Source organism: Tabrizicola sp. (assembly GCF_016792905.1).
GTDB lineage: Bacteria > Pseudomonadota > Alphaproteobacteria > Rhodobacterales > Rhodobacteraceae > Tabrizicola.
Window position 1 is genome coordinate 11,674 of the sequence record NZ_JAEULP010000067.1, and the last position, 21,115, is coordinate 32,788.

Annotated in this window: 25 protein-coding genes; 13 read left to right on the forward strand and 12 right to left on the reverse strand. The window is 67.1% G+C overall.

Annotation, left to right across the window (positions count from 1 at the left end):
- Positions 1-19 precede the first annotated feature (19 nt).
- Entirely contained in the window at positions 20-2,518 is a 2,499-nt protein-coding gene (locus JNL31_RS14025; RefSeq protein ID WP_294974349.1) for an FAD-dependent oxidoreductase, read from the forward strand.
- A gap of 72 nt (positions 2,519-2,590) precedes the next feature.
- Here the strand turns inward: JNL31_RS14025 and JNL31_RS14030 are convergent, their stop codons facing one another.
- Positions 2,591-2,893 (reverse strand): DUF962 domain-containing protein, encoded by a 303-nt coding sequence (locus tag JNL31_RS14030; RefSeq protein WP_294974351.1) that lies wholly within the window; start codon positions 2,891-2,893, stop codon positions 2,591-2,593.
- 126 nt (positions 2,894-3,019) lie between these two features.
- Between JNL31_RS14030 and JNL31_RS14035 the strand changes: the two genes are divergently transcribed.
- Complete coding sequence (locus tag JNL31_RS14035) at positions 3,020-3,337, forward strand: hypothetical protein (RefSeq protein WP_294974353.1); 318 nt, start codon at positions 3,020-3,022, stop codon at positions 3,335-3,337.
- Between the two features lie 79 nt (positions 3,338-3,416).
- Positions 3,417-4,418: a DNA topoisomerase IB gene (locus JNL31_RS14040; protein WP_294974356.1), complete on the forward strand. Its 1,002-nt coding sequence runs from the start codon at positions 3,417-3,419 to the stop codon at positions 4,416-4,418.
- Positions 4,419-4,434: 16 nt separating this feature from the next.
- On the opposite strand, the gene JNL31_RS14045 is transcribed toward JNL31_RS14040, so the two are convergent.
- A complete protein-coding gene (locus JNL31_RS14045; protein WP_294974358.1) occupies positions 4,435-4,767 on the reverse strand; it encodes a metalloregulator ArsR/SmtB family transcription factor in 333 nt (110 codons plus the stop codon).
- A gap of 194 nt (positions 4,768-4,961) precedes the next feature.
- Between JNL31_RS14045 and JNL31_RS14050 the strand changes: the two genes are divergently transcribed.
- The 5 genes from JNL31_RS14050 (at position 4,962) to JNL31_RS14070 (ending at position 7,528) form a co-directional block, all read left to right on the forward strand.
- On the forward strand, positions 4,962-5,291 hold the full coding sequence (locus JNL31_RS14050) for an AtpZ/AtpI family protein (protein WP_294974362.1): 330 nt from the start codon (positions 4,962-4,964) through the stop codon (positions 5,289-5,291).
- Between the two features lie 2 nt (positions 5,292-5,293).
- Entirely contained in the window at positions 5,294-6,049 is a 756-nt protein-coding gene (locus tag JNL31_RS14055) for a F0F1 ATP synthase subunit A (RefSeq protein WP_294974365.1), read from the forward strand.
- 48 nt (positions 6,050-6,097) lie between these two features.
- A complete protein-coding gene (locus tag JNL31_RS14060) occupies positions 6,098-6,334 on the forward strand; it encodes a F0F1 ATP synthase subunit C (protein ID WP_294974368.1) in 237 nt (78 codons plus the stop codon).
- 83 nt (positions 6,335-6,417) lie between these two features.
- On the forward strand, positions 6,418-6,969 hold the full coding sequence (locus JNL31_RS14065) for a F0F1 ATP synthase subunit B' (protein ID WP_294974371.1): 552 nt from the start codon (positions 6,418-6,420) through the stop codon (positions 6,967-6,969).
- A gap of 4 nt (positions 6,970-6,973) precedes the next feature.
- Positions 6,974-7,528: a F0F1 ATP synthase subunit B gene (locus JNL31_RS14070; protein WP_294974373.1), complete on the forward strand. Its 555-nt coding sequence runs from the start codon at positions 6,974-6,976 to the stop codon at positions 7,526-7,528.
- Between the two features lie 164 nt (positions 7,529-7,692).
- On the opposite strand, the gene JNL31_RS14075 is transcribed toward JNL31_RS14070, so the two are convergent.
- The 5 genes from JNL31_RS14075 to dgcA all read right to left on the reverse strand — a co-directional run bounded on the left by JNL31_RS14075 (position 7,693) and on the right by dgcA (position 11,141).
- Positions 7,693-7,992, reverse strand: a complete 300-nt coding sequence (locus tag JNL31_RS14075) for an AzlD domain-containing protein (protein WP_294974375.1) — start codon at positions 7,990-7,992, stop codon at positions 7,693-7,695.
- Positions 7,989-8,687 carry an AzlC family ABC transporter permease gene (locus JNL31_RS14080; protein WP_294974377.1) on the reverse strand — a complete coding sequence of 233 codons (699 nt, stop codon included), beginning with the start codon at positions 8,685-8,687 and terminating at the stop codon, positions 7,989-7,991. Before JNL31_RS14080 ends, JNL31_RS14075 begins: the two co-directional genes overlap by 4 nt.
- A gap of 76 nt (positions 8,688-8,763) precedes the next feature.
- Complete coding sequence (locus JNL31_RS14085) at positions 8,764-9,210, reverse strand: YaiI/YqxD family protein (protein ID WP_294974379.1); 447 nt, start codon at positions 9,208-9,210, stop codon at positions 8,764-8,766.
- A gap of 101 nt (positions 9,211-9,311) precedes the next feature.
- Positions 9,312-10,175: a D-amino-acid transaminase gene (locus JNL31_RS14090; RefSeq protein WP_294974382.1), complete on the reverse strand. Its 864-nt coding sequence runs from the start codon at positions 10,173-10,175 to the stop codon at positions 9,312-9,314.
- Positions 10,176-10,178: 3 nt separating this feature from the next.
- Positions 10,179-11,141: an N-acetyl-D-Glu racemase DgcA gene (dgcA, locus tag JNL31_RS14095; RefSeq protein ID WP_294974384.1), complete on the reverse strand. Its 963-nt coding sequence runs from the start codon at positions 11,139-11,141 to the stop codon at positions 10,179-10,181.
- A 140-nt stretch (positions 11,142-11,281) separates the two neighbouring features.
- Here dgcA and JNL31_RS14100 point away from each other — a divergent pair, with 140 nt between their 5' ends.
- Positions 11,282-12,238 carry an L-malyl-CoA/beta-methylmalyl-CoA lyase gene (locus tag JNL31_RS14100; protein WP_294974387.1) on the forward strand — a complete coding sequence of 319 codons (957 nt, stop codon included), beginning with the start codon at positions 11,282-11,284 and terminating at the stop codon, positions 12,236-12,238.
- Between the two features lie 28 nt (positions 12,239-12,266).
- On the opposite strand, the gene JNL31_RS14105 is transcribed toward JNL31_RS14100, so the two are convergent.
- The 3 genes from JNL31_RS14105 to dapA form a co-directional block, all read right to left on the reverse strand.
- Positions 12,267-13,109 carry a DMT family transporter gene (locus JNL31_RS14105; RefSeq protein ID WP_294974390.1) on the reverse strand — a complete coding sequence of 281 codons (843 nt, stop codon included), beginning with the start codon at positions 13,107-13,109 and terminating at the stop codon, positions 12,267-12,269.
- Positions 13,106-14,134 carry a proline racemase family protein gene (locus JNL31_RS14110; protein WP_294974393.1) on the reverse strand — a complete coding sequence of 343 codons (1,029 nt, stop codon included), beginning with the start codon at positions 14,132-14,134 and terminating at the stop codon, positions 13,106-13,108. The genes JNL31_RS14105 and JNL31_RS14110 overlap by 4 nt, the downstream gene beginning before the upstream one ends.
- A gap of 99 nt (positions 14,135-14,233) precedes the next feature.
- Positions 14,234-15,106 carry a 4-hydroxy-tetrahydrodipicolinate synthase gene (gene dapA, locus JNL31_RS14115; protein ID WP_294974395.1) on the reverse strand — a complete coding sequence of 291 codons (873 nt, stop codon included), beginning with the start codon at positions 15,104-15,106 and terminating at the stop codon, positions 14,234-14,236.
- Between the two features lie 132 nt (positions 15,107-15,238).
- Here dapA and JNL31_RS14120 point away from each other — a divergent pair, with 132 nt between their 5' ends.
- Positions 15,239-17,176, forward strand: coding sequence for a lytic transglycosylase domain-containing protein (locus JNL31_RS14120; protein WP_294974396.1), 1,938 nt, complete (start codon positions 15,239-15,241; stop codon positions 17,174-17,176).
- On the opposite strand, the gene JNL31_RS14125 is transcribed toward JNL31_RS14120, so the two are convergent.
- Positions 17,173-17,613: a potassium channel family protein gene (locus JNL31_RS14125; RefSeq protein WP_294974398.1), complete on the reverse strand. Its 441-nt coding sequence runs from the start codon at positions 17,611-17,613 to the stop codon at positions 17,173-17,175. The genes JNL31_RS14120 and JNL31_RS14125 overlap by 4 nt on opposite strands.
- A 49-nt stretch (positions 17,614-17,662) precedes the next feature.
- Here JNL31_RS14125 and smpB point away from each other — a divergent pair, with 49 nt between their 5' ends.
- Both smpB and JNL31_RS14135 read left to right on the forward strand, forming a co-directional pair.
- Complete coding sequence (smpB, locus tag JNL31_RS14130) at positions 17,663-18,142, forward strand: SsrA-binding protein SmpB (protein WP_294974401.1); 480 nt, start codon at positions 17,663-17,665, stop codon at positions 18,140-18,142.
- 138 nt (positions 18,143-18,280) lie between these two features.
- Complete coding sequence (locus JNL31_RS14135) at positions 18,281-18,568, forward strand: hypothetical protein (RefSeq protein ID WP_294974403.1); 288 nt, start codon at positions 18,281-18,283, stop codon at positions 18,566-18,568.
- 184 nt (positions 18,569-18,752) lie between these two features.
- Here JNL31_RS14135 and JNL31_RS14140 read toward each other — a convergent pair whose 3' ends face one another.
- Complete coding sequence (locus tag JNL31_RS14140) at positions 18,753-20,168, reverse strand: amidohydrolase (RefSeq protein ID WP_294974405.1); 1,416 nt, start codon at positions 20,166-20,168, stop codon at positions 18,753-18,755.
- Between the two features lie 78 nt (positions 20,169-20,246).
- Here JNL31_RS14140 and sseA point away from each other — a divergent pair, with 78 nt between their 5' ends.
- Positions 20,247-21,101 (forward strand): 3-mercaptopyruvate sulfurtransferase, encoded by an 855-nt coding sequence (gene sseA, locus JNL31_RS14145; protein WP_294974407.1) that lies wholly within the window; start codon positions 20,247-20,249, stop codon positions 21,099-21,101.
- Positions 21,102-21,115: the final 14 nt, after the last annotated feature.

Genomic DNA, 21,115 nt, shown 5'->3' on the forward strand with positions numbered 1-21,115 from the left:
TGTTGCGGGAGTCCCTCCAATGAAAACCCACGTCAAGGCCCTCGTCGTCGGCGGCGGCGCAGTCGGCACCGGCATCGCCTATCATCTGGCCAAGGCCGGCTGGGACACGATGCTCGTCGAACGCGACGAGTTGACCTCGGGCTCCACCTGGCACGCCGCGGGCCTGCTGCCGCTCTTCAACATGAGCTACGCAACGACCCATATCCACAAATACTCGGTCGATTTCTACAAGGGGCTGGAGGCCGAAACCGGCCTGAACGCGGGCTTCTACGTCGTCGGCAACCTGCGAATGGCGCAACACCAGCAGCGGATGGACGAATACATGCTGTATTCCTCCGTCGCCGAAACCGCCGGTGTTTACCACGAATTCCTGAAGCCGGGAGAGATCAAGGACCGCTGGCCGCTCGTGCGCACCGAAGACCTGATCGGCGCGCTCTACCACCCGCAGGACGGCTACATCAACCCGGCCGACGTGACCCAGGCGATGGCCAAGGGCGCCCGGCAACTGGGTGCGACCATCGAACGCAAGGTGCAGGTCGACGGCTACCGCTGGACCGGCAGCGAATGGATCGTCTCCTGCACAAGGCTTGAGGAAAAGGGCGGCAACCTCGTCGCCTCGGACGACAAGTTCGAGATCCATGCCGAACATGTCGTCACAGCCACCGGCAACCATGCGCAGCGGACCGCGAAACTCCTCGGCATCAAGACCCCCGCTGTCGTCGTCGAGCACCAATACATCGTCACCGAGCCCGACCCCGCCCTCGTCGAATGGCGCAAAACCAACCCGCAGCATCCGGTCCTCCGTGACGCCGACGCCAAATGGTACGTCCGCGAGGAGCGCGGCGGCTGGATCCTCGGTCCCTACGAAAAGGGCGCGCCCGCCCGCTTCCAGTACGGCGTCCCCGACAGCTTCCGCGCCGACCTGTTCCCGCTGGATCTGGAACGGATCGAGCAGGAGTACATGTCCTTCATCCACCGGATTCCCTCCTCGGAAACCGTGGGCCTGAAAGACGATTACAACGGGCCGATCTGCTACACCCCCGACGGCAACCCGCTGGTCGGCCCCGCCCCGGGCCTGCGCAACATGTGGCTCGCGGAAGGCTTCTCCTTCGGCATCACCGCCGCTGGCGGCACCGGCTACTACCTCGCCCAGCTGATGACCCAAGGCGAGGCCGAGATCGACATGGCCTCCCTCGACCCCAAACGCTTCGGCGGCTGGATGACCACGGAATACGCCTCCCGCAAGAACGAGGAGTGCTACGATCACGTCTTCATCCTGCACCACCCGGATGAGGAACGCGAAGCCTGCCGCCCCCTGCGCACCGCCCCCGCCTATGACCGCCAGAAAGAGATGGGCGCGCAGATGGGCCAGGTGAACGGCTGGGAACGCCCGAACTACTACGGCCCCAAGGACGCCCCCGCCGATTTCGACCACAACAGCCGGTCGTTCCGTCGCGGTGCCTGGTGGCCCTATGCCAAGGCCGAAGCCGAGGCCGTCCGCAACACCGTCGGCCTGATCGACGCCAGTGCCTTCACCAAGCACCTCTTGCGCGGGCCGGGCGCGACCGCCTTCCTCGACCATTTCACCTGCAACAAGCTGCCGAACGTGGGCCGGATCAACCTGACCTATGCCCTGACCGACCACGGCACCACCCGCACCGAATACACCATCGTCCGGCTGAAAGAGAACGAATACTACCTGATCTCCGCCGGGGCCTGGACGGCCTATGACTATGATTTCCTCCAGAAATCCGCCGACGACTGGATGGCTCAGGGCGGCGGCCGGATCGACATCCACGACATCACTACGCAATGGGGCGTCTTCGCCCTTGCCGGCCCGAACGCCCGCGCGCTCCTCAAGGACCTCGTCAAGGACGCCGACCCCGACACCGTCCTTGGCAACAAGCGCTTCCCCTGGCTCAGCTACCGCGACATCGAACTGGGCATGTGCCCGGTCCGCGCCATCCGCGTGGCCTATACCGGAGAGCTTGGCTGGGAACTGCACTACCCGATCGAATTCGGCCGCTACCTCTGGGACCTCCTCTGGTCGGTCGGCGAAAAGCACGGGCTGAAAGGCGTCGGCGCCCGCGCCCAGAACTGGCTCCGGCAGGAAAAATCCTACCGCGCCTTCGGCAACGAACTTGGCCGCGACGCGACCCCGCTGGAGGCCGCGCTCGACCGCTTCGTCGACCTGTCGAAAGACTTCCGTGGCAAGGAGAAGATGCTGGCAACCGGCATCCGGTCGAAATGCGTGACCCTCCTGATCGACGGCCCGGCGGACGCTGATCCCTGGGGCAAGGAAGCCATCCTGAACGACGGCATCAAGGTCGGTCGCCTGACCTCCGGCGGCTATTCGGTCGCCTTCGGCAAACAGATCGGCATGGGCTATGTCCCCGCCGCGCTGGCCGAACCGGGCACGAAGCTGAAGGTGAAGATGCAGCTGAAGGAATGGGATGCTACCGTCACCGAAGACAGCCCCTTCGACCCGACGAACGCCCGCATCCGCATCGACGGGTAGGCGATTCCCTAGAAGAAATCATGCCGGAGCCTTCAAAGGCTCCGGTCCGAAATCTTCGAAGATTTCGCCGCCTCACACCCGCCCCGTCACCTTCTTCCACCACCAGCGCGTCCCGACCAGAAGGAAGCGCCAGTCCTTGAAGAACTCCGGCGGCTTGCCCTCGATGGCGTGGCCGATGAACTGCAAGGCCCAACCCACCACGAACAGCCCAAGCCCCCAGGGCCACAGGCCCGCGACAAAGACCGACAACAACCCCAGCGCAATCGCCACCACGATCATCGGAATCCCGAAGGCATGCGTCAGGCGGTTCCACCTGTTGCGGTGGCTTTCGGCATAGTCGGCGATCCAGTCATCCCAACTGCGTCCGTTCAGCATGGCCTGATCCTCCCCCGTCAAGCCTAGGCCCGGTTCCCGCCGCCACCAAGCGGAATCCGGCCCTTGCCCCGGGTCAGTCTTGAAGCCGCACCGCCTGACCCCATCTTCGTCCACATGGGGGAAGGGATGACCAACCGCGAACGCAGGTTCCAACGACAGTTTGACGCGCTGGAGCGGCTGATCCCGGCCCTGCGCGGGCCCATGTCGACCCTGCGCGGCGACAGCTGGTTTCCCGTCCGCTTCCCGCTGGCGCTGATCCTGATCGCGGGTGGCGTCTTCGCCTTCCTGCCCGTCCTCGGCCTCTGGATGCTGCCGTTCGGCCTCCTCCTCCTCGCCGTCGACCTGCCGATCCTGCGCGGCCCGATCTCGGCGCTGATCATCCGGGGCCGCCGCAAGGGCCGCCGTCTTGCGGTGCGCTGGCGGCGCTGGCGCAGCGGTCGCTGAGACCGCGCGGAACCCGGAGCGGCCCCGGGGGTTTCTGGCGGGCCATAGCGGAAATGGGAGCTTCAACATGGACGGAAGCATGACGGCACCGATCACCCCGGAAGGGCTGACCTATTCTCAGGACGGCGAGCCGGGCATCCTGCGGCGGCGGCACGGCAAGGGCTTCCGCTACCTCCGGCAAGACGGTCTGCCCCTGTCCAGCGCCGAGCGGACCCGTATCCGCCGCCTCGGCATTCCCCCGGCCTATGACCAGGTCTGGACCTGCGCCAATCCGTTCGGGCATCTCCAGGCCACGGGCGTTGATGCCCGGGGGCGGCGGCAGTATCGCTACCACCCCGATTGGGCGGCCTGGCGGTCGGATCGGAAATTCGGCCAGCTTCCCGCCTTCGGGGCCGCCCTGCCCACACTGCGCCGTCGTCTGGAGCGCGACCTGCAAAGTGATACCGGCGACATGACCTTCTGCCTCGCCGCGCTGGTCACGCTTCTCGACCGGACCTGGCTGCGCATCGGAAATCCTGTCTATGCGGCGCAGAACCGCTCGTTTGGCGCGAGCACGCTTCTGGCCCGGCATCTGACCCTGGCCGACGGGCATGTCACGCTCCGCTTCCGGGCCAAGGGCGGCAAGCCGGTGCGCTATGCGCTGAAGGACCGCAAGCTGCACCGCATCCTGCAAGAGATTCACGATCTGCCGGGGCGCAACCTGTTCACCTGGCTGGACGACTCCGGCAAGCCGCAGCCCGTCGCCTCGCAGCACGTCAACGCCTACCTGGCCGAGATCACCGGCCTGCCGGAAACCAGCGCCAAGACCTTCCGCACCTGGGGCGGGTCGCTCGCCGCATTCGACGTGGCGCGCAAGACCGCGGGGACGCTCACCCTGCGCGCAATGGCCGACGCTGCCGCCGAACGGCTTGCCAATACGCCCGCAATCTGCCGCAGCTCCTACATCCACCCCGCGATCCTTGGCCTTGCCGACCTTCCCGACGAGGCACGCCAGAGGCGTCTGGCCGACTGCACGCCGCTTGACACGCCCGGCCTGTTCGAGCCGGAACGCCACCTGCTCGCCTTCCTGCAATCGGCCTGACAGGTCGCGGGCCGCCCTACTCCGGTCGCTCGGCCAGTTCCTGCTCCAGGAACCGCTCGAAATCGTCGAGGTCCAGCGGATCGACCTGTCCGAAGCCCCTCATCCAGACCGTCGCCTCGCGCATCGCCTCCGGCTCCAGCTTGCACCAGATCACCCGGCCCCGCTTCTCCCGGCTGATCAGCCCCGCCTCCGACAGGACCGCAAGGTGCTTGGAAATCGCGGCCAGGCTCATGGCGAAAGGGTCGGCCACGTCCGTCACGGCCATGTCATCCTCCAGCAGCATGGCCAGGATCGCCCGCCTCGTCGGGTCGGCCAGCGCGGCAAAGACGGCATCCAGTCGGTCGGTCATGGCGCGACTATCCTGCTACCCCCGGCAATCGTCAACCGCGGGGTTGAATATGCGGATGCGGCGAAAGTCGACGCCCGTGCCCCGAGCTGACATTATAAATGACATGATTCCAACATGTTGCAGGCCGATCTGCTCACTTGACTCTGCATCCCCCTCTTCGTAGAACCGCCGCGACTGTGAAGGGGCCAAACCGCATGGCGACTGAACCCGATCCTGACCGACTTCGCGCGTTGGAAGCGCGGCTCGATCAGGCGAAGGGCAAGCCGGAGGTGAAGCAGACCACCACAGCCAAGGGTTTCTCGCAGGGCGAGGTGGCCTGGAGGATGGTGATCGAGCTGGCGACCGGCATCATGCTGGGAACCGCCATCGGTTACGGGCTCGACGTGCTCATCGGCACGCTGCCGGTCCTCCTGATCCTCTTCTCGCTCCTGGGCTTCGCCGCAGGCATCCGCACGATGCTGGGCACGGCGAAGGAACTGCACAAGACGAAAGCGGCACCCGCCGCGAAGGGCGAAGGGAACTGACGATGGCGACGGAAGAACACGGCAGCGGGCTTGCGATCCACCCGATGGACCAGTTCATCGTCAAGCCGCTGTTCGGCGACGGCCCGGTCCACTGGTACACCCCCACCAACGTCACCCTCTGGATGGGCATCGCCATCCTCGCCGTCATCGCGCTCCTGGTCCTCTCCACCCGCCGCCGCGCCATCGTCCCCTCGCGCGGACAGTCGGTGGCCGAGATGTTCTACGGCTTCATCCACAAGCTGGTCGAGGATGTCGCGGGCCATGAAGGCCTGAAGTTCTTCCCCTATGTGATGACGCTCTTCATGTTCGTCTTCCTGTCGAACATTTTGGGCCTCATCCCGATGTCCTTCACCACCACCTCGCACATCGCCGTGACCGCGGTGCTGGCGCTGATGGTGTTCCTGACCGTCACCCTCGTCGGCTTCTACCGCAAGGGCATCGGCTTCCTGTCGATGTTCTGGGTTTCCTCGGCCCCTCTGGCCCTGCGACCGATCCTCGCCATGATCGAGGTGATCTCGTATTTCGTGCGCCCGCTCAGCCACTCTGTCCGTCTTGGCGGCAACATGATGGCCGGCCACGCCGTGATCAAGGTCTTCGCCGGGTTCGCAGGGGCGATGGGCGTGGCCTCGGTCCTGCCGATCGCGGCCATCGCGGCGGTCTACGGGCTCGAACTCCTGGTCGCATCCGTCCAGGCCTACGTCTTCACCATTCTGACCTGCGTGTACCTGCGCGACGCCGTCGGCGAAGCGCACCACTAGGGTCCGGGAACAACCAACCTCAAGCATTCCATCCATAGGAGAGACATCATGGAAGGCGAACTCGCTCTGCTCGGCAAATACATCGGTGCCGGCCTTGCAACCATCGGTCTGGGCGGCGCCGGCATCGGCGTGGGCCACATCGCCGGCAACTTCCTGTCGGGTGCGCTGCGCAACCCGTCGGCGGCCCCCGGCCAGATGGCCAACCTCTTCGTCGGCATCGCCTTCGCCGAAGCGCTCGGGATCTTCTCGTTCCTGATCGCTCTGCTGCTGATGTTCGCCGTCTGATCCAGACGCCCGACGCGCAGTGACTGGCGGCGCCGGAGCACCGGCGCCGTTCCGGCGTGAAGAGAGCCCTATGGGGGACGACGATGTCAACTGAACCAATCGTTGAAGAGGCCGCAGGCCTTTGCGTCAACGAACACGGCGGCGCCATCGGCATGCCGCAACTCTGCGGCGAATGGATTCCGAACCAGATATTCTGGCTTCTGGTCACGCTGGTCGTGATCTACTTCGTGCTGACAAAGATCGCCCTGCCGCGCATCGCCGCGGTGCTGGCGGACCGGAAAGGCACGATCACCAACGACCTCGCTGCCGCCGAAGAGCTGAAGCAGAAGGCCGTCGCCGCCGAAAAGGCCTATAACGACGCGCTGGCCAATGCGCGGACGGAAGCAGGCAAGATCGTCGCGGCAGCCAAGGCCGAGATCCAGAAGGACCTCGACGCCGCCACCGCGAAGGCCGATGCCGAGATTTCCGCCAAGGCCGCGGAATCGGAAAAGACCATCGCGGGCATCCGTGACGGTGCCGCCGCCGCCGTGGCCGAAGTCGCCCGCGACGTGGCTGCCGAACTGGTGGGCGCGCTCGGGCAAGGGGCGGATGCGAAAACCGTCACGGCCGCCGTGACGGCCCGGCTGAAAGGGTAAGGCGATGAAGAAGCTTTCCATCCTCCTGACCCTTCTGGCCTCCCCGGCAATGGCGGCCTCGGGTCCGTTCTTCTCGCTGCACAACACCAACTTCGTGGTGCTGATCGCCTTCATTGCCTTCATCGGCATCCTGATCTACGCCAAGGTTCCGGCGAAGCTGACCGGGATGCTCGACGCCCGCGCGGCCTCGATCAAGGCGGAACTCGACGAGGCCCGCGCCCTGCGCGAGGAAGCCAAGTCGATCCTCGCGACCTATGAGCGTCGGCAGAAGGAAGTGCAGGAGCAGGCCGACCGGATCGTGTCGCAGGCCCGGGACGAGGCGCTTGCCGCCGCCGCCCAGGCCAAGACCGACCTCAAGGCCTCGATCGCCCGCCGCCTGGCCTCGGCGACCGAACAGATCGCCTCGGCCGAGGCTTCGGCGATCCGCCAGGTGCGCGAACAGGCCGTCTCGGTGGCCGTGGCCGCCGCTGGCGACGTGCTCTCGAAGCAGATGACCGCAGAGGCCGCGTCGTCCTCCATCGACGACGCGATCGCCCAGGTTGCCGCCCGGCTGCACTGAGGCCTCCACCTGCAAGAAATCGAAACCGGCGGTCCGCGAGGGCCGCCGGTTCTGCTTTGCAGTGCGCTTTGCAAGGGCCTTCTCGTGGCGCTTGGGCTCCTGGCTCCTCCCCTCCCCCGCGTGGGGAGGGAATGGGGGCGTAGGGCAACATCCCGGACGCTGGATCAAAGACCCGCCCAGCGCAGCCCGGCCACCACGACCACTCCCAGAAGCGCCGCCGCCACATCGCTGCGCAAGACCAGCGTCAGCCCCACGACCGCGGCCAGCGCCAGCCCCTCGGCCAACCCGCCCCGTTGCACCGCAAGCGCCGTGATCCCCGCCATCACCCCCAGCGGCGTCGCCCGCAAGGCCGCTTCCACCCGCGGCGAGACGGGCACGAAGCGCATCAGCGTGAACCCGGCAACCCGGCACAAAAGGGCCGCCGCTGCCATCACCGCCAGCAGGACGGGAAAACTGTCGGTCATGCCTCCCCCCGATGCAGCAACGCTGCCACCGCCCCGGCGGCAAGCCCTGCCGTGATGATCGCGGGGGCCGGGCCGGCCAGGTGAAAGACCGCCAGGGCCGACCCCGCCCCAACCGCAACCGGCAACAGATCGATCCGGCTATGGACCATCCCCGTCACCATCCCTGCGGCAAAGCAGGGCAGCATAAGGTCGAACCCCAGCGCCTCCGGCCGCGGCAGCACGGACACCGCCGCCGCGCCAAGCGCCGTGCCGGACAGCCAGCCCACCGCAATCGGCGCCCCGGTCCCGGCCAGATAGGCCCGGTCCTCCTCCCCCGTCCGGATCGCCCGCATCGTCATCAGCCAGTTGGCATCGCCCAGCAGCAGCAGGCTGCCATAGGCCCGGATCGGCCCCGCCTGCCAGAGCCAGGGCTGCAAGGTCGCCCCGAACAGCAGATACCGCGCATTGATCACCAGGATCGCGGCGAACAGCGCCCAAAGCGTCGCCTGCCCGGTCTGCAACAGGTTCACCGCCGCCAGCTGCGCCGAGCCGGAATAGATCGCCGCGCTGGTCGCCACCGCCTTGCCCACGCCGAACCCGGCCTGCGCCGCCACCAGCCCGAACCCGACCCCATAGGCGAAGATCGACACCGCCAGCGGCACCCCGTCGCGAGCGCCACGTCGGAAGCCGTCGAGAGAGAACGGAGCTCCGCTCATCGTAGGTCGGGGCCTGCCCCGACTCCCCGCCGCACCCGTAGGTCGGGCTTCAGCACGACTCCCTCGCCGCACACCTTCACCGCGCCGCCTGCCTTAACACCCGGTCCAGCACATCCAGGAACCGGCTCCGGTCGGCCTTCGAGAACATCTTGCCGCCCCCCTGCCGGAAAGGATCGGCCGAGCGCAAATCCTGCATCAGGTCCCGCGTCGCCAGCGCCATGCCGACATTCGCCGCCGTCAGCTCCTCGCCGTTGTGCTTGACCACCCGCGCCCCCGCCGCCACGCATTTCGCGGCGAGCGGGATGTCTCCGGTGACGACGACATCCCCCGGCCCGCAGGCCTCGGCGATCCACTTGTCGGCCTCGTCCGGGCCGCTGGACACGAAGACGCTTTCCACCAGCGGGTTCTGCGAGGGCCTTATGCCCCCGTTCGACACCACCACCATCCGCACCTTGTGCCGGGTGGCGACAGTCTCCGCCTCGCCCTTCACCGGGCAGGCATCGGCGTCGATATAAAGCGTCATGCGGCCCCCGGACGGGTCGCGCCAGAAGTTAAGAAATCCTGAACGTCCACGCCCAACCCATTGAAATCAAACGGCCCGATTTTCTGTCCACCGTGGACAGGTCAGATCGCGGCCTTCCGCATCTCGTCCAGGTAGATCTCCCGCAGCCGCGCCGCAACCGGCCCCGGCTTGCCCGATCCGACCGGCTTGCCGTCGACCTCCACCACCGGCATCACGAAGATCGAGGCCGCCGTCGAGAAGGCCTCGTCCGCCCCCTGTGCCTCGGCGGGCGTGAAGGCCCGCTCCTCGACTTCAAACTGCGCCTCCCTCGCGAACCGAAGGACGGCAGCCCGGGTGATCCCGTGCAGGATATCGTTCCCCAGGGCGCGGGTGATGATCCGGTTCCCCTTGACGATCCAGGCGTTGTTCGAGGTCCCCTCGGTCACCGCCCCCGCCTCGTCGGTGAACCAGCTGTCATCCACCCCGGCCTTCTTCGCCGCCATCTTGCCCATCGAAGGGTACAGAAGCTGGACCGTCTTGATATCGACCCGGGACCACCGCAGGTCGGGGATCGTGATCACCTTGAACCCGGTCTTCGCCGCAGGCGCGTCGGCAAGGTTCGGAATGTCCTGCGTGAAGGCGACGATGGTCCCCGGCAGGTCGGCGGCGGGAAACAGGAAGCTGCGGTCGCCCGGATTGCCCCGCGTGACTTGCAGGTAGATCATCCCCTGCTCAATCCCGTTCAGCCGGACCAGCTCGCGGTGCATCGCCAGCAGTTCCTCCGCCGACACCGGGCAGCTCATCTCCAGCTCCTTCAGCGACCGCTCCAGCCGCCGGATATGCCCGTCGAAGTCGATCAGCTTGCCGTCCAGCACGGACGTCACCTCATAGACCCCGTCCGCCATCAGGAAACCGCGGTCGAAGACCGACACCTTCGCCTCGGCCTCGGGCAGGTAGTCTCCATTCACAAAGACGGTGCGGGTCATGCTCTATCCCCAGAGTAGCGGCGAGGCCGGGTGGATGTGGCGGTCGTCATAGACAACCGGATGGTCGCGGTCCTGCGCCATGTCGGCGGGGCCGTCAAGGTCCGACCAATCGGCCCCCTGCGCGGCAAGGATCGCCGGGGCCATCGAGAGCGAGGTCGAGATCATGCAGCCGACCATCACCTTGAGGCCCAGCCGCCGCGCCTCACCCTTCGCGCGCAGAGCCTCGGTCAGGCCCCCGGTCTTGTCGAGCTTCAGGTTGACCACGTCGTACTTGCCGACCAGTCCCGGCAACGATGCCGCGTCATGGGCGGATTCGTCGGCGCAGACCGGCAGCGGGCGGGCAATCTCGGCCAGCATGCCGTCGGCCCCCTGCGGCAGCGGCTGTTCCACCATCTCCACCCCCAGCCGGATCAGGTGCGGCGCAAGGTCGGTATAGACCTCGGGCGTCCAGCCTTCGTTCGCGTCCACGATCAGTCGCACTTTCGGAGCCCCCTGCCGCACCGCCTCGATCCGGGCCATGTCGGCGGGGGTGCCGAGCTTGACCTTCAGCACCGCCCGGTGCGCATTTCGGGCCGCGGCGGCGCACATGTTCTCGGGCGTGTCGAGCGAGAGGGTGAAGGCGATCTCCACCGGCTTCGGAGCGGCCAACCCAGCGAGTTGCCAGACGGGCTCGCCCGTCAGCTTGGCCTCCAGGTCCCAGAGCGCACAATCCACCGCATTGCGGGCCGCGCCAGGCTTCATCATGCTTTGCAGGTCAGCCCGGCTGATGCCTTCGGGCAGGCTCAGGATCGCGGCAATGGCCTCCTCCACCGTCTCGCCATAGCGCGGATAGGGCAGGCCTTCACCCCAGCCGCGATACCCGCCGCGCGTAACCGCAGCCGTCACCACCCTCGCCTCGGTCTTCGACCCGCGCGAGATGGTGAATGGGTTGCGAAGCGGAAAGGTCTCGGCCTGGGCGGTGATCATGGCGGGACTGTAGCGGGCCGCGGCGGCCTCGGGAAGGTGCCGTTCATTCTGCGGACGCGAAAGGATTGTTGCACTGCGGCGCGCAACAATATAACCGTGACGTAGCAACCCACGACATATCCTTGCCGACAGGTTTCCCGATGAGCTTCCGCCTGCAACCCCCCGCCCCTGCCCGCCCGAACCGCTGCCAGCTTTTCGGCCCCGGCTCCCGACCCGAGCTTTTCGCCAAGATGGCGGCAAGTGCTGCCGATGTGATCAACCTCGACCTTGAGGATTCGGTTGCCCCCGCCGACAAGCCGCAGGCGCGGGCGAACATCATCAAGGCGATCTCCGAGATCGACTGGGGCCGCAAGACGCTGTCGGTGCGGATCAACGGCCTCGACACACCGTTCTGGTATCGCGACGTGGTCGACCTCTTGGAACAGGCGGGCGAGCGACTGGACCAGATCATGATCCCGAAGGTCGGCTGCGCGGCGGATGTCTATGCGGTGGATGCGCTGGTCACGGCCTGCGAGGCGGCGGCCGGACGCCAGAAGCGGATCAGCCTGGAGGTGATCATCGAGACAGCGGCGGGGATCGCCCATGTCGAGGAGATCGCGGCCAGTTCACCCCGCCTTCAGGCGATGAGCCTGGGCGCGGCGGATTTCGCGGCCAGCATGGGGATGCAGACCACCGGGATCGGCGGCACGCAGGAAAACTACTACATGCACCGCGAGGGGGCGAAGTACTGGTCCGACCCCTGGCACTGGGCGCAGGCGGCGATCGTGGCGGCCTGCCGGACGCACGGGGTGCTGCCGGTGGACGGGCCGTTCGGCGATTTCTCGGACGAAGAGGGTTTCCGGGCGCAGGCGCGGCGGTCGGCGACCTTGGGCATGGTCGGGAAATGGGCGATCCATCCGAAGCAGGTGGCGCTGGCGAACGAGGTGTTCACCCCGTCCGAGGCCGCCGTGAGCGAGGCGCGGGAAATCCTGGCGGCGATGGAGGCGGCGAAGGCCGCAGGCCAGGGCGCGGCGGTCTACAAGGGGCGGCTGGTCGACATCGCCAGCATGCGGCAGGCCGAGGTGATCGTGCGGCAGGCGAAACTGATCGGGGGGTGAGCGGGCGCGCGTGGGCAGATTGCCCACCCTACCGGCGCAGCGCCACTATCCCGGAACCGACGACCAGCGCGGCGCCGACCCAGGTGGCGAGGTCGGGGCGTTCCCCGAACAGCGCCATCGCCAACACCAGCGCGAAGATGAGGCGGGTGTAGCGGAAGGGCGTGACCGCCGAGACCTCGCCGGTCCGCATCGCGTAGGTCAGCGCGTGGTAGCCCGAGACGCCGAAGACGGTGCCCCCTGCGAGATACAGGAGCCCGAGCCCGCTCGGGACTTTCGCACCGCCGGTGACGACCAGCAGGATCGCCCCGGCGGCGGCCAGCATGGCGAAGCCGAGCGCTCCGAGCTGGCGGTTCGACAGGCCTTTCGGTGCAGCGCGGGTGGCAAGATCGCGCCCGGCAAAGCCGAGGAGGCCGACGACGGCGAGGAGCGAGAGCGCAGAGAAATCCGCTCCCGGCCGCAGGATGACCAGCACGCCGACGAAGCCCACCAAAACCGCCAGCCAGCGTTGTGGCGTGACCCTTTCGCCGAAGACGAGCGCCGCCCCGGCGACGACGACAAGGGGCGTCGCTTGCAGGATGGCCGAGGTGGTGGACAGTGCGGTGAGCGTGATGGCGAGGCCGTAGAAGAGCCGCCCCGTGACCTCGAACCCGCAGCGGACCAGCATGGGGCGCGACAGGAAGGCGGGGGGCAGCAGCGCCTCGCCCGCACGGGCGGCCATGGCGGCGAAGGTCAGCATGCCGAGAAGGCCGATGGTCAGCAGGACCTGGCCCAGCGGCAGGCCCTTGGCGGCGGCTTTCACGAACACATCCTCGACCGCGAAGCCCGCCATCGAGGCGGTCATGTAAAGCGCGCCGCGCTGGTTGTCGGTCAACGCGCGCCCCAGGTGTCGGACAGGCGGTAGCCTTCCGGCCAGGGGTCGGCGGGGTCGAGCATGTGCTGGTGCGTCCCGGTGATCCAGGCGCGGCCCGAAATCTCGGGCAGGATCGCGTCGAGGTCGCCCACCTTGGCGGCGCCGACGATCCGGCCTTCGAACTGCCCGCCGATCAGCGAGCGGGCGCGAAGGACTTCACCCGGCCCGATCTGGTTGCGGGCGGCCAGAAGCGCCAGCCGGGCGGAGACGGCGGTGCCGGTGGGCGAACGGTCGATCTTGCCGGGGCGGATCGAGACCGCGTGCTTCGTCTCCCAGCCGTCGGCGGTGCGGGTCAGCGGCGCGGCGAAGAGGCAGAAGGAGAAGTGCCGCCAGTCGGGGTTTTCCGGGTGCGAGAAGCCAAGCTGTTCGTCCGCCGCCGTGGTGATCTGCACGCCCAGCTTTGCCATGGCATGCGCGTCCTCGGGCGAATGGCTGAACCCCAGCGCCTCGGCATCGACCACGACGAAGCTGTCGGCGCCATAGGCGGTGTCGACGGTGATCCGGCCCAGGCCCGGCACGTCCAAGGGCACGGACAGCTTGTCGGCAAAGGAGGGCAGGTTGCGGACATGGATGCGCTGCGCCTTGCCGTCCTTGCAATCGGCCCGCACCGTCACCAGTCCGCCGGGGGCTTCGAGCGTGATCTCGGTCACGGGTTCGGCCATCGGGATGATGCCCGAGTCGAGGAGAACGGTAGCCACGCAGATCGAGTTCGAGCCCGACATCGGCGGGTTGTCCTCGGGCTCCATGATGATGAACCCCATCTGCGCGCGCGGGTCCTTCGGCGGGACGAGCAGGTTCACATGCCGGAAGACGCCGCCGCGGGGTTCGTTCAGGACGAAGTTCCGCAGGGTCTGGTCGCGCCAGAGCGCCTCGCGCATCTCCCACAGGGTTGCGCCCGGCGGTGGGGCGACGCCGCCGACGATGACATCGCCGACCTCGCCCTCGGCATGGGCGGAGACGACATGGATGGTCTTGGTGCTGCGCATGGGGGCCTCCGTTGCCGGTATGGCAACAGGAATCGACACATGTGTCAAGTTTTCCTGCGCGGCTGTCTGTGGTCTGCCGCGCAGGGAGTTGCGTTGGCGTCAGATCAGCCCGGCGTGCTTCATCGCCGCCTTGATTTTCGCCTTGGTGCCGTCGGTCAGCCCGACGAGCGGCAGGCGCACCTCTTCCGAACAGAGGCCCAGCAGCGACAGGCCGTATTTGGCACCGACGAGGCCCGGCTCGATGAAGATCGCCTCGTGCAGGGGCATCAGCTTGTCCTGATATTCCAGCGCCTTGGCGTAGTCGCCGCGCAGAGTGGCCTCCTGGAACTCGGCACACAGACGCGGGGCGACATTGGCCGTGACCGAGATGCAACCGACCCCGCCATGCGCGTTGAAGCCAAGCGCCGTCGCATCCTCGCCCGAGAGCTGGATGAACTCCGCCCCGCAGGAGGCGCGCTGCTGGCTCACCCGCTCGATCTTGCCGGTCGCGTCCTTGACCCCGATGATCCGGGGCAGTTTCGCCAGCGTTCCCATCGTCTCGGGCGACATGTCGATGACCGAGCGGCCGGGGATGTTGTAGATCACGATCGGCAGCTGGCAGCAGTCGTGCAGCGCGGTGTAGTGCGCAATCAGGCCCGCCTGGGTGGGCTTGTTGTAATAGGGCGTGACGACCAGCGCGGCGGTCGCCCCCACCTTCTCGGCGTGGCGCATCAGGCTGATGCCCTCGACGGTGTTGTTCGACCCCGCGCCAGCGATCACCGGAATGCGGCCCGCGACGGCGGCGACGACTTCCTCGATGACCTTCTGATGCTCGGCGTGGCTGAGCGTCGGGCTTTCCCCTGTCGTGCCCACCGGAACCAGACCGTGCGACCCCTCGGCGATGTGCCAGTCGACAAGTTTCTTCAGCGTCACCAGATCCAGTTCGCCGTTCTTGAACGGCGTCACCAGGGCAGGAAGGGACCCTCTGATCATGACGCTTCTCCTATCGTGGGCGGGATTGCCCGAAAGCGCGTTCCTCTTAGCGGCAGAGCGGCACAAAGCCAAGTCTTGCCACTAACGCACTCGTGGGTTGTGAAGGGGCAGAGTGTCAGGCAGATTCAGGCCATGACAGGCAGGACAAAGATGATCCGGGCGCTGGCGCTGGCCTTGGCCATCCATGCGAACCCGGGCGCGGCAGATACGACACAGGCGATGCGCACGGCGCTGGAACTGGCGGCGGGCAAGGATTGGGACGGCGCCCTGGCCGTGGCCCCCTCGGGCGTGGGCCGTGACGTCGTCGAATGGCAGCGCCTGCGGGCGGGCGACGGGCGGCTGGGCGAATACGAAGACTTCCTCAAGCGGCGCCCGGACTGGCCCGGCCTTCCCCTCTTGCGGGAAAAGGGCGAAGAGGCTGTGGCGCGGTCGGACGATCCGGCGCGAGTGATCGCCTGGTTCGACGCCGGACTACCGGAAACCGGCAAGGGCGCCATCGCCTATGTCCGCGCGCTGCTGGCTGTGGGCCGGGCCGAGGATGCCGAGACCGAGGCGATGCGGGCCTGGTCCACCCTGCCCTTCGCCGCCGAGGAGGAGGACGCACTGATCGGACTTGCCCCCGAGGCGGTGAGCTTCGTCCATGAGCTGCGGCTGGACAACCTGCTTTGGGAGGGCAGGTCGAAGGAAGCCGAGCGCATGTTGAAGCGCGTGCCCGAAGACCTGCGCGCGCTCGCCCGCGCCCGGCTGGCCCTGCAGGCCCAAAGCAAGGGCGTGACCGGCCTGATCGAGGCGGTGCCGAACGCGCGGACCGGGGATGCGGGCCTCGCCTATGACCGCTTCATCTGGCGGATGAAGAAGGACCTTTACGACGAGGCGACCGAACTGATCCTCGAACGGTCGAAATCCGCCGAAAGCCTGGGCCGCCCGGAGGCCTGGGCCGAGCGCCGGGCAATCCTGGCGCGCTATCTGATGCGGAACGGCCGGGCAAAGGAGGCTTACCGGGTCGCCGCGAACCACCATCTGCCGACCGACACCGGCGCCTCGGCCTATGCCGATCTGGAATTCCTGTCCGGTTTCATCGCGCTCCGGCGGCTGAATGATCCGGAAACTGCGCTGAAACACTTCAAACACCTGCTGGCAGGAGTCACGACCCCGATCAGCCTTGCCCGATCGCATTACTGGATCGGCCGGGCGCAAGAGGCGGCGGGTCAGGATGGGACCGCCAGCTTCAAGGCAGCGGCGGTGCATCAGACGGCGTTCTACGGGCTTCTTGCCGCCGAACACCTCGGCCTGTCACTGGACGCGAAACTTCTGGCCAGGCCCGCGACACCCGACTGGCGCGGGGCGGGCTTTACGCAATCCTCGGTGCTGGCGGCGGCGAAACTGCTGCTGCAAGCCGGGGACCGGACGCTGGCCAAGCGCTTCCTTCTGCACCTCGGCGAAAGCCAGGACGAGACGGGGCTGGCGCAGATGGCCGACATGACGCTGGACTGGGGCGAACCGCATCTGGCGCTCCTCGTCGCCAAGGCGGCGGCAGAGCGCGGCCTGATCCTGCCGCAGGCCTATTACCCTGTACCGGATTTCGTGCCCGACGGATTGCAGGTCAGCCGCGCGCTGGCACTGTCAATCTCGCGCCGGGAAAGCGAGTTCGACCCGGCGGCGCGGTCTTCGGCCGACGCCCGCGGGCTGATGCAGGTCCTGCCCGGAACGGCCAAGCACATGGCCGACAAGCTGGGCAAGACCTTCGATGCCTCCAAGCTTCTGACCGACCCGGCCTACAACGTCACCATGGGCTCGGCCTATCTGGCCGAAATGGTCGAGAAGTTCGGCCCCTCCATCGCGCTTGTCGCCTCGGGCTACAACGCCGGGCCCCGCCGCCCGGAACGCTGGATGACCGAGTTCGGCGATCCGCGGCGACCGGAGGTGGACGTGGTCGACTGGATCGAGACGATCCCCTTCGCCGAGACGCGGACCTATGTGATGCGGGTGGCCGAGGGCGTGGTGATCTACCGCGCCAAGCTGAAGGGCGCGGTCGGGCCGGTCAGGATCACCGAGGAACTCAAGGGCTAATCCCGGTGCCGCCGCTCCAGCTGCGCGAGGCGGACCTGACGCAGGGCTTCGACCAAGAGCGCGGTCAAGAGGCCAAAGCTTAGGAAACCGTTGACCGAGGCCATTGCGGCGAAGATGCGCCATTCGGGGTGCGGCACGACATCGCCAAGTCCAAGGGTCGAGAACGCGACGACCGAAAAGTAGACCGCCTCCTCGAAGGTCCCGAAGGCCCCGACCAGATGCAGGGACAGCGCCCAGATCCACACGCCAACGGTGATCACGCCCAGCACCCATAGCCCGACCGCGACCAGCATCAACACAAGCTTCGGGCGCTGCGGCGGGGCGATCAGCCAGGGATGCACGGTCCGGAAGGCCGATTCCAGCACCAGCGCGGCCAGAGCCATCAGGATGACGTTCAGGACCAGAAGCCCCGAACCAAGCGCGATCTGGAGAAGCATTGCATCCCTTCTGGACTAAGCCCGCCGCAGACCTTATCTCACGGCGATCATGGTGGCCAAGTCCGATCCCAACTCCAAACTCATCGCCGAAAACCGGCGGGCGCGCTTCGATTACTCGATCGAAAGCGACCTTGAGGCCGGGATCATGCTGTTTGGCTCGGAAGTGAAAAGCCTGCGCCAGGGCGGGTCGAACATCGCGGAAAGCTATGCATCCGTCGAAGGGGGCGAGCTGTGGCTGATCAACGGCTACATCGCGCCCTATCTTCAGGCCAAGACCTTCGGGCATGAGGAACGCCGCCGCCGCAAGCTATTGGTTTCCAAGAAGGAACTGTCGCGGCTCTGGTCCGCCGTCGGCCGCGAAGGCATGACCATCGTGCCGATGAAGATGTACTTCAACGACCGCGGCATCGTGAAGCTGAAGCTGGGCATCGCCAAGGGCAAGAAGCTGGCCGACAAGCGCGAAACCAGCGCCAAGCGCGACTGGGACCGGCAGAAAGCGCGGCTTCTGAAGCAGAACAGCCGCGACTGAATTTGCACTATTCATACATTTCTTGCCGGAATTGCGTTCATCTGTCAGAATTTCCCATACCGGACAGCAAGTCCGGGGCATAAGCCGGGGCAACCGGACCGGGAACCGGCGAGCGTAGGGAAAGGTAATGTCATGGGTATGGAACTGATCATCCAGATCATCGCGGGACTGTTGGGCGGCAACGCCGCGGGCGCGGGACTGAAGAATCTGAGCCTGGGGACGGCGGGCAACTCCGTCGCGGGTGCGGTAGGCGGTGGCCTTGGTGGTTTGCTCATGGGCATGCTCGGCGGTGACGCCGGGGCGGCGGCGGATGCGGCGGCCAATCTCGACATCGGCGCCATCATCCAGTCCGTGATCGGCGGCGGCGCCGGTGGTGCGGTCCTGACCGCGATCCTCGGCATGCTGAAGAAAGCCCTGGTGAAGTAACCGGCAGAAAGGATCCGGCGCGGGGGCCAAGGCCTCCGTGCCGAACAGACGCCCCGCGTCCGGTCCGTCGGGAACTGGGCCCCGGTTGGACCGAAACCCCAACTGTCCTTCATTTCAGCATTGGCGACGGATGCAGGATCTGCGGGTTGGCCCGCCGATGGCCCGTCCCTGCCTTGGCCGACCGTCAGGGACGGGGTACGAGGGGCGGCTGAAGCTCTGGCGGGATCGGGCAGCGGTAAGGCTCGGCCTGCAGGCGGGCGGCGTGTTCCGCCTTTGCAGCAGCCAGCAGAGGCGCGTCGCAGTAAAGCCGCTGGGCACACAGGGCCATGGCGCGTGCTGCGTGGGTCATGCCCTTGTGTGCCGCCGGGGCCATGCCCTGCGCCGTGACCTGCCAGGTGTGAAACGGGGTGCCGATCGCCAAGGTCGCGGCCAGAACCTGCACCAGCGGCGCCGTCCAGGAGACGTCGGCCACATCAGTCGACCCTATCATCACCTCACCAGCCTGCTTCCGGGGGGCAACCCAGTCGCACAGAGGGGTATCCCGCGGCGGAATCCCGGCGCGGCGGAAGGGTTGGCTGATCTCCTCGGGCGTCAGGGTGGCCTGGATGGCGCTGGCATAGGTGCGGTCGGCTTGGTCAAAGGGAACGCCGCCCAGGCTCTCCAGCACCTCCTGCATCAGGTTTTCAAGAACCTCGTTTCCCAGCATGTTCGACACGGCCGAAAAGACCCTCATCTCGACGCTGGTGCCGGTCATCAGCGCCGCCCCTTTCGCCACGTCGTGAACCCGCTGCACAAGATCGAGCATGGTGGAGAGCTGCAGCGCGCGGATCGAATAGCGGACCTTCGCGCTCGCCTGGACCACATTCGGCGCGGGACCGCCGGCATCAAGATAGGCGTAGTGGATGCGAGCATCCTGCGGCACATGTTCGCGCAGGTAGTTCACGCCGACGCTCATAAGTTCGACCGCGTCCAGCGCCGAGCGGCCAAGGTGGGGCGTTGCGGCCGCGTGACTTGACTTGCCGGTGAACAGGAAATCGGCGCGAGTGTTCGCAAGGCTCAGGGGATCGTCCACCCGCGTCAGGCTGTCGGGGTGCCAGGTGATGGCGGCATCCACCCCCCGGAAGGCGCCGTCCCGAACCATGAAGGCCTTGGCGGCGCCACCTTCCTCGGCCGGGCACCCGTAGTATCGCACGCGGCCCGGCGTGCCGGTCTGTTCCAGCCAGTCCTTCAGGGCACAGGCCGCGAGCATCGCGCCCGACCCCAGAAGGTTATGGCCGCAGCCATGGCCGTTGCCGCCCGGCGTTACCGGCCGAGGCTCAGCGATCCCCGCCACCTGAGACAGGCCGGGCAGCGCGTCATACTCGCCAAGGATCGCGATGACCGGACCGCCCTCGCCCGCCTCGCCCATGACGGCGGTCGGGATACCGGCCAGGTCTTCCGTCACGCGAAAACCCTTCTGGTGCAGCATGGCGACATGTTCGGCCACGCTGGCAAATTCGGCGTACAGAAGTTCGGGCGTTGCCCAGATCCGGTCCGCCATCGCGGTCAGGTCCGGGGTGTGGCTGTCGATCAGGGCGGAGAGGGGAGAGGTGTTCTGCATGGGACAGAGGTTAACCTTGTCACCCTTGCGCGCAAGGGGTCTCCGGGCTAGGGGAGGATCAGGCTACGGGAGGGTTTCATGACGGAAGACGACCCCAAGACGCTGGTCTCGACCGACTGGCTGGCCAAGCACCTGCGCGACCCGGACCTACGGGTGCTGGACGCCAGCTGGTATCTGCCCGCGCAGAACCGGGACGCGAAGGCGGAATACGATGCCGCCCATATCCCCGGCGCGCGGTTCTTCGACATCGACGAGATTTCCGACCAGCGCTCCAGCCTGCCGCATATGGCACCCCCACCGGAGAAGTTCATCAGCCGGATGCGCGCCATGGGCGTTGGCGACGGGCATCAGGTGGTGGTCTATGACGGCTCGGGCATCTTCTCTGCCGCCCGGGTCTGGTGGACCTTCCGCCTGATGGGCAAGACCGATGTGGCCGTGCTGGACGGCGGCTTCCCGAAATGGCAGGCCGAGGGCCGCGAGATCGAGGACATGCCCCCGGTGATCCGCGACCGGCACATGACCGTTTCCCGGCAGAACCAGCTGGTCAAGGACGTGACCCAGGTCGCCCATGCCGCCAAGCTGGGCGAGGCCGAAATCCTGGACGCCCGTGCCGCAGCCCGCTTCCGGGGCGAGGCGCCGGAACCGCGCGCCGGGCTGCGCTCGGGGCATATTCCGGGGGCGAAGAACGTGCCCTTCGGCGACGTGCTGAACCCCGACGGCACGATGAAATCATCCGCCGCACTGAAGGCGGTGTTCGAGGCGGCGGGGGTGGACCTGAAGAAACCTGCGATCACCTCCTGCGGGTCGGGCGTCACGGCGGCGGTTCTGTCGCTGGCACTGGAACGGATCGGCCACCGCAACCATGCGCTCTATGACGGCTCCTGGGCCGAATGGGGCATGTACGACGACCTGCGGGTCGCAACCGGGCCGTGACGGCCAGAGGACAG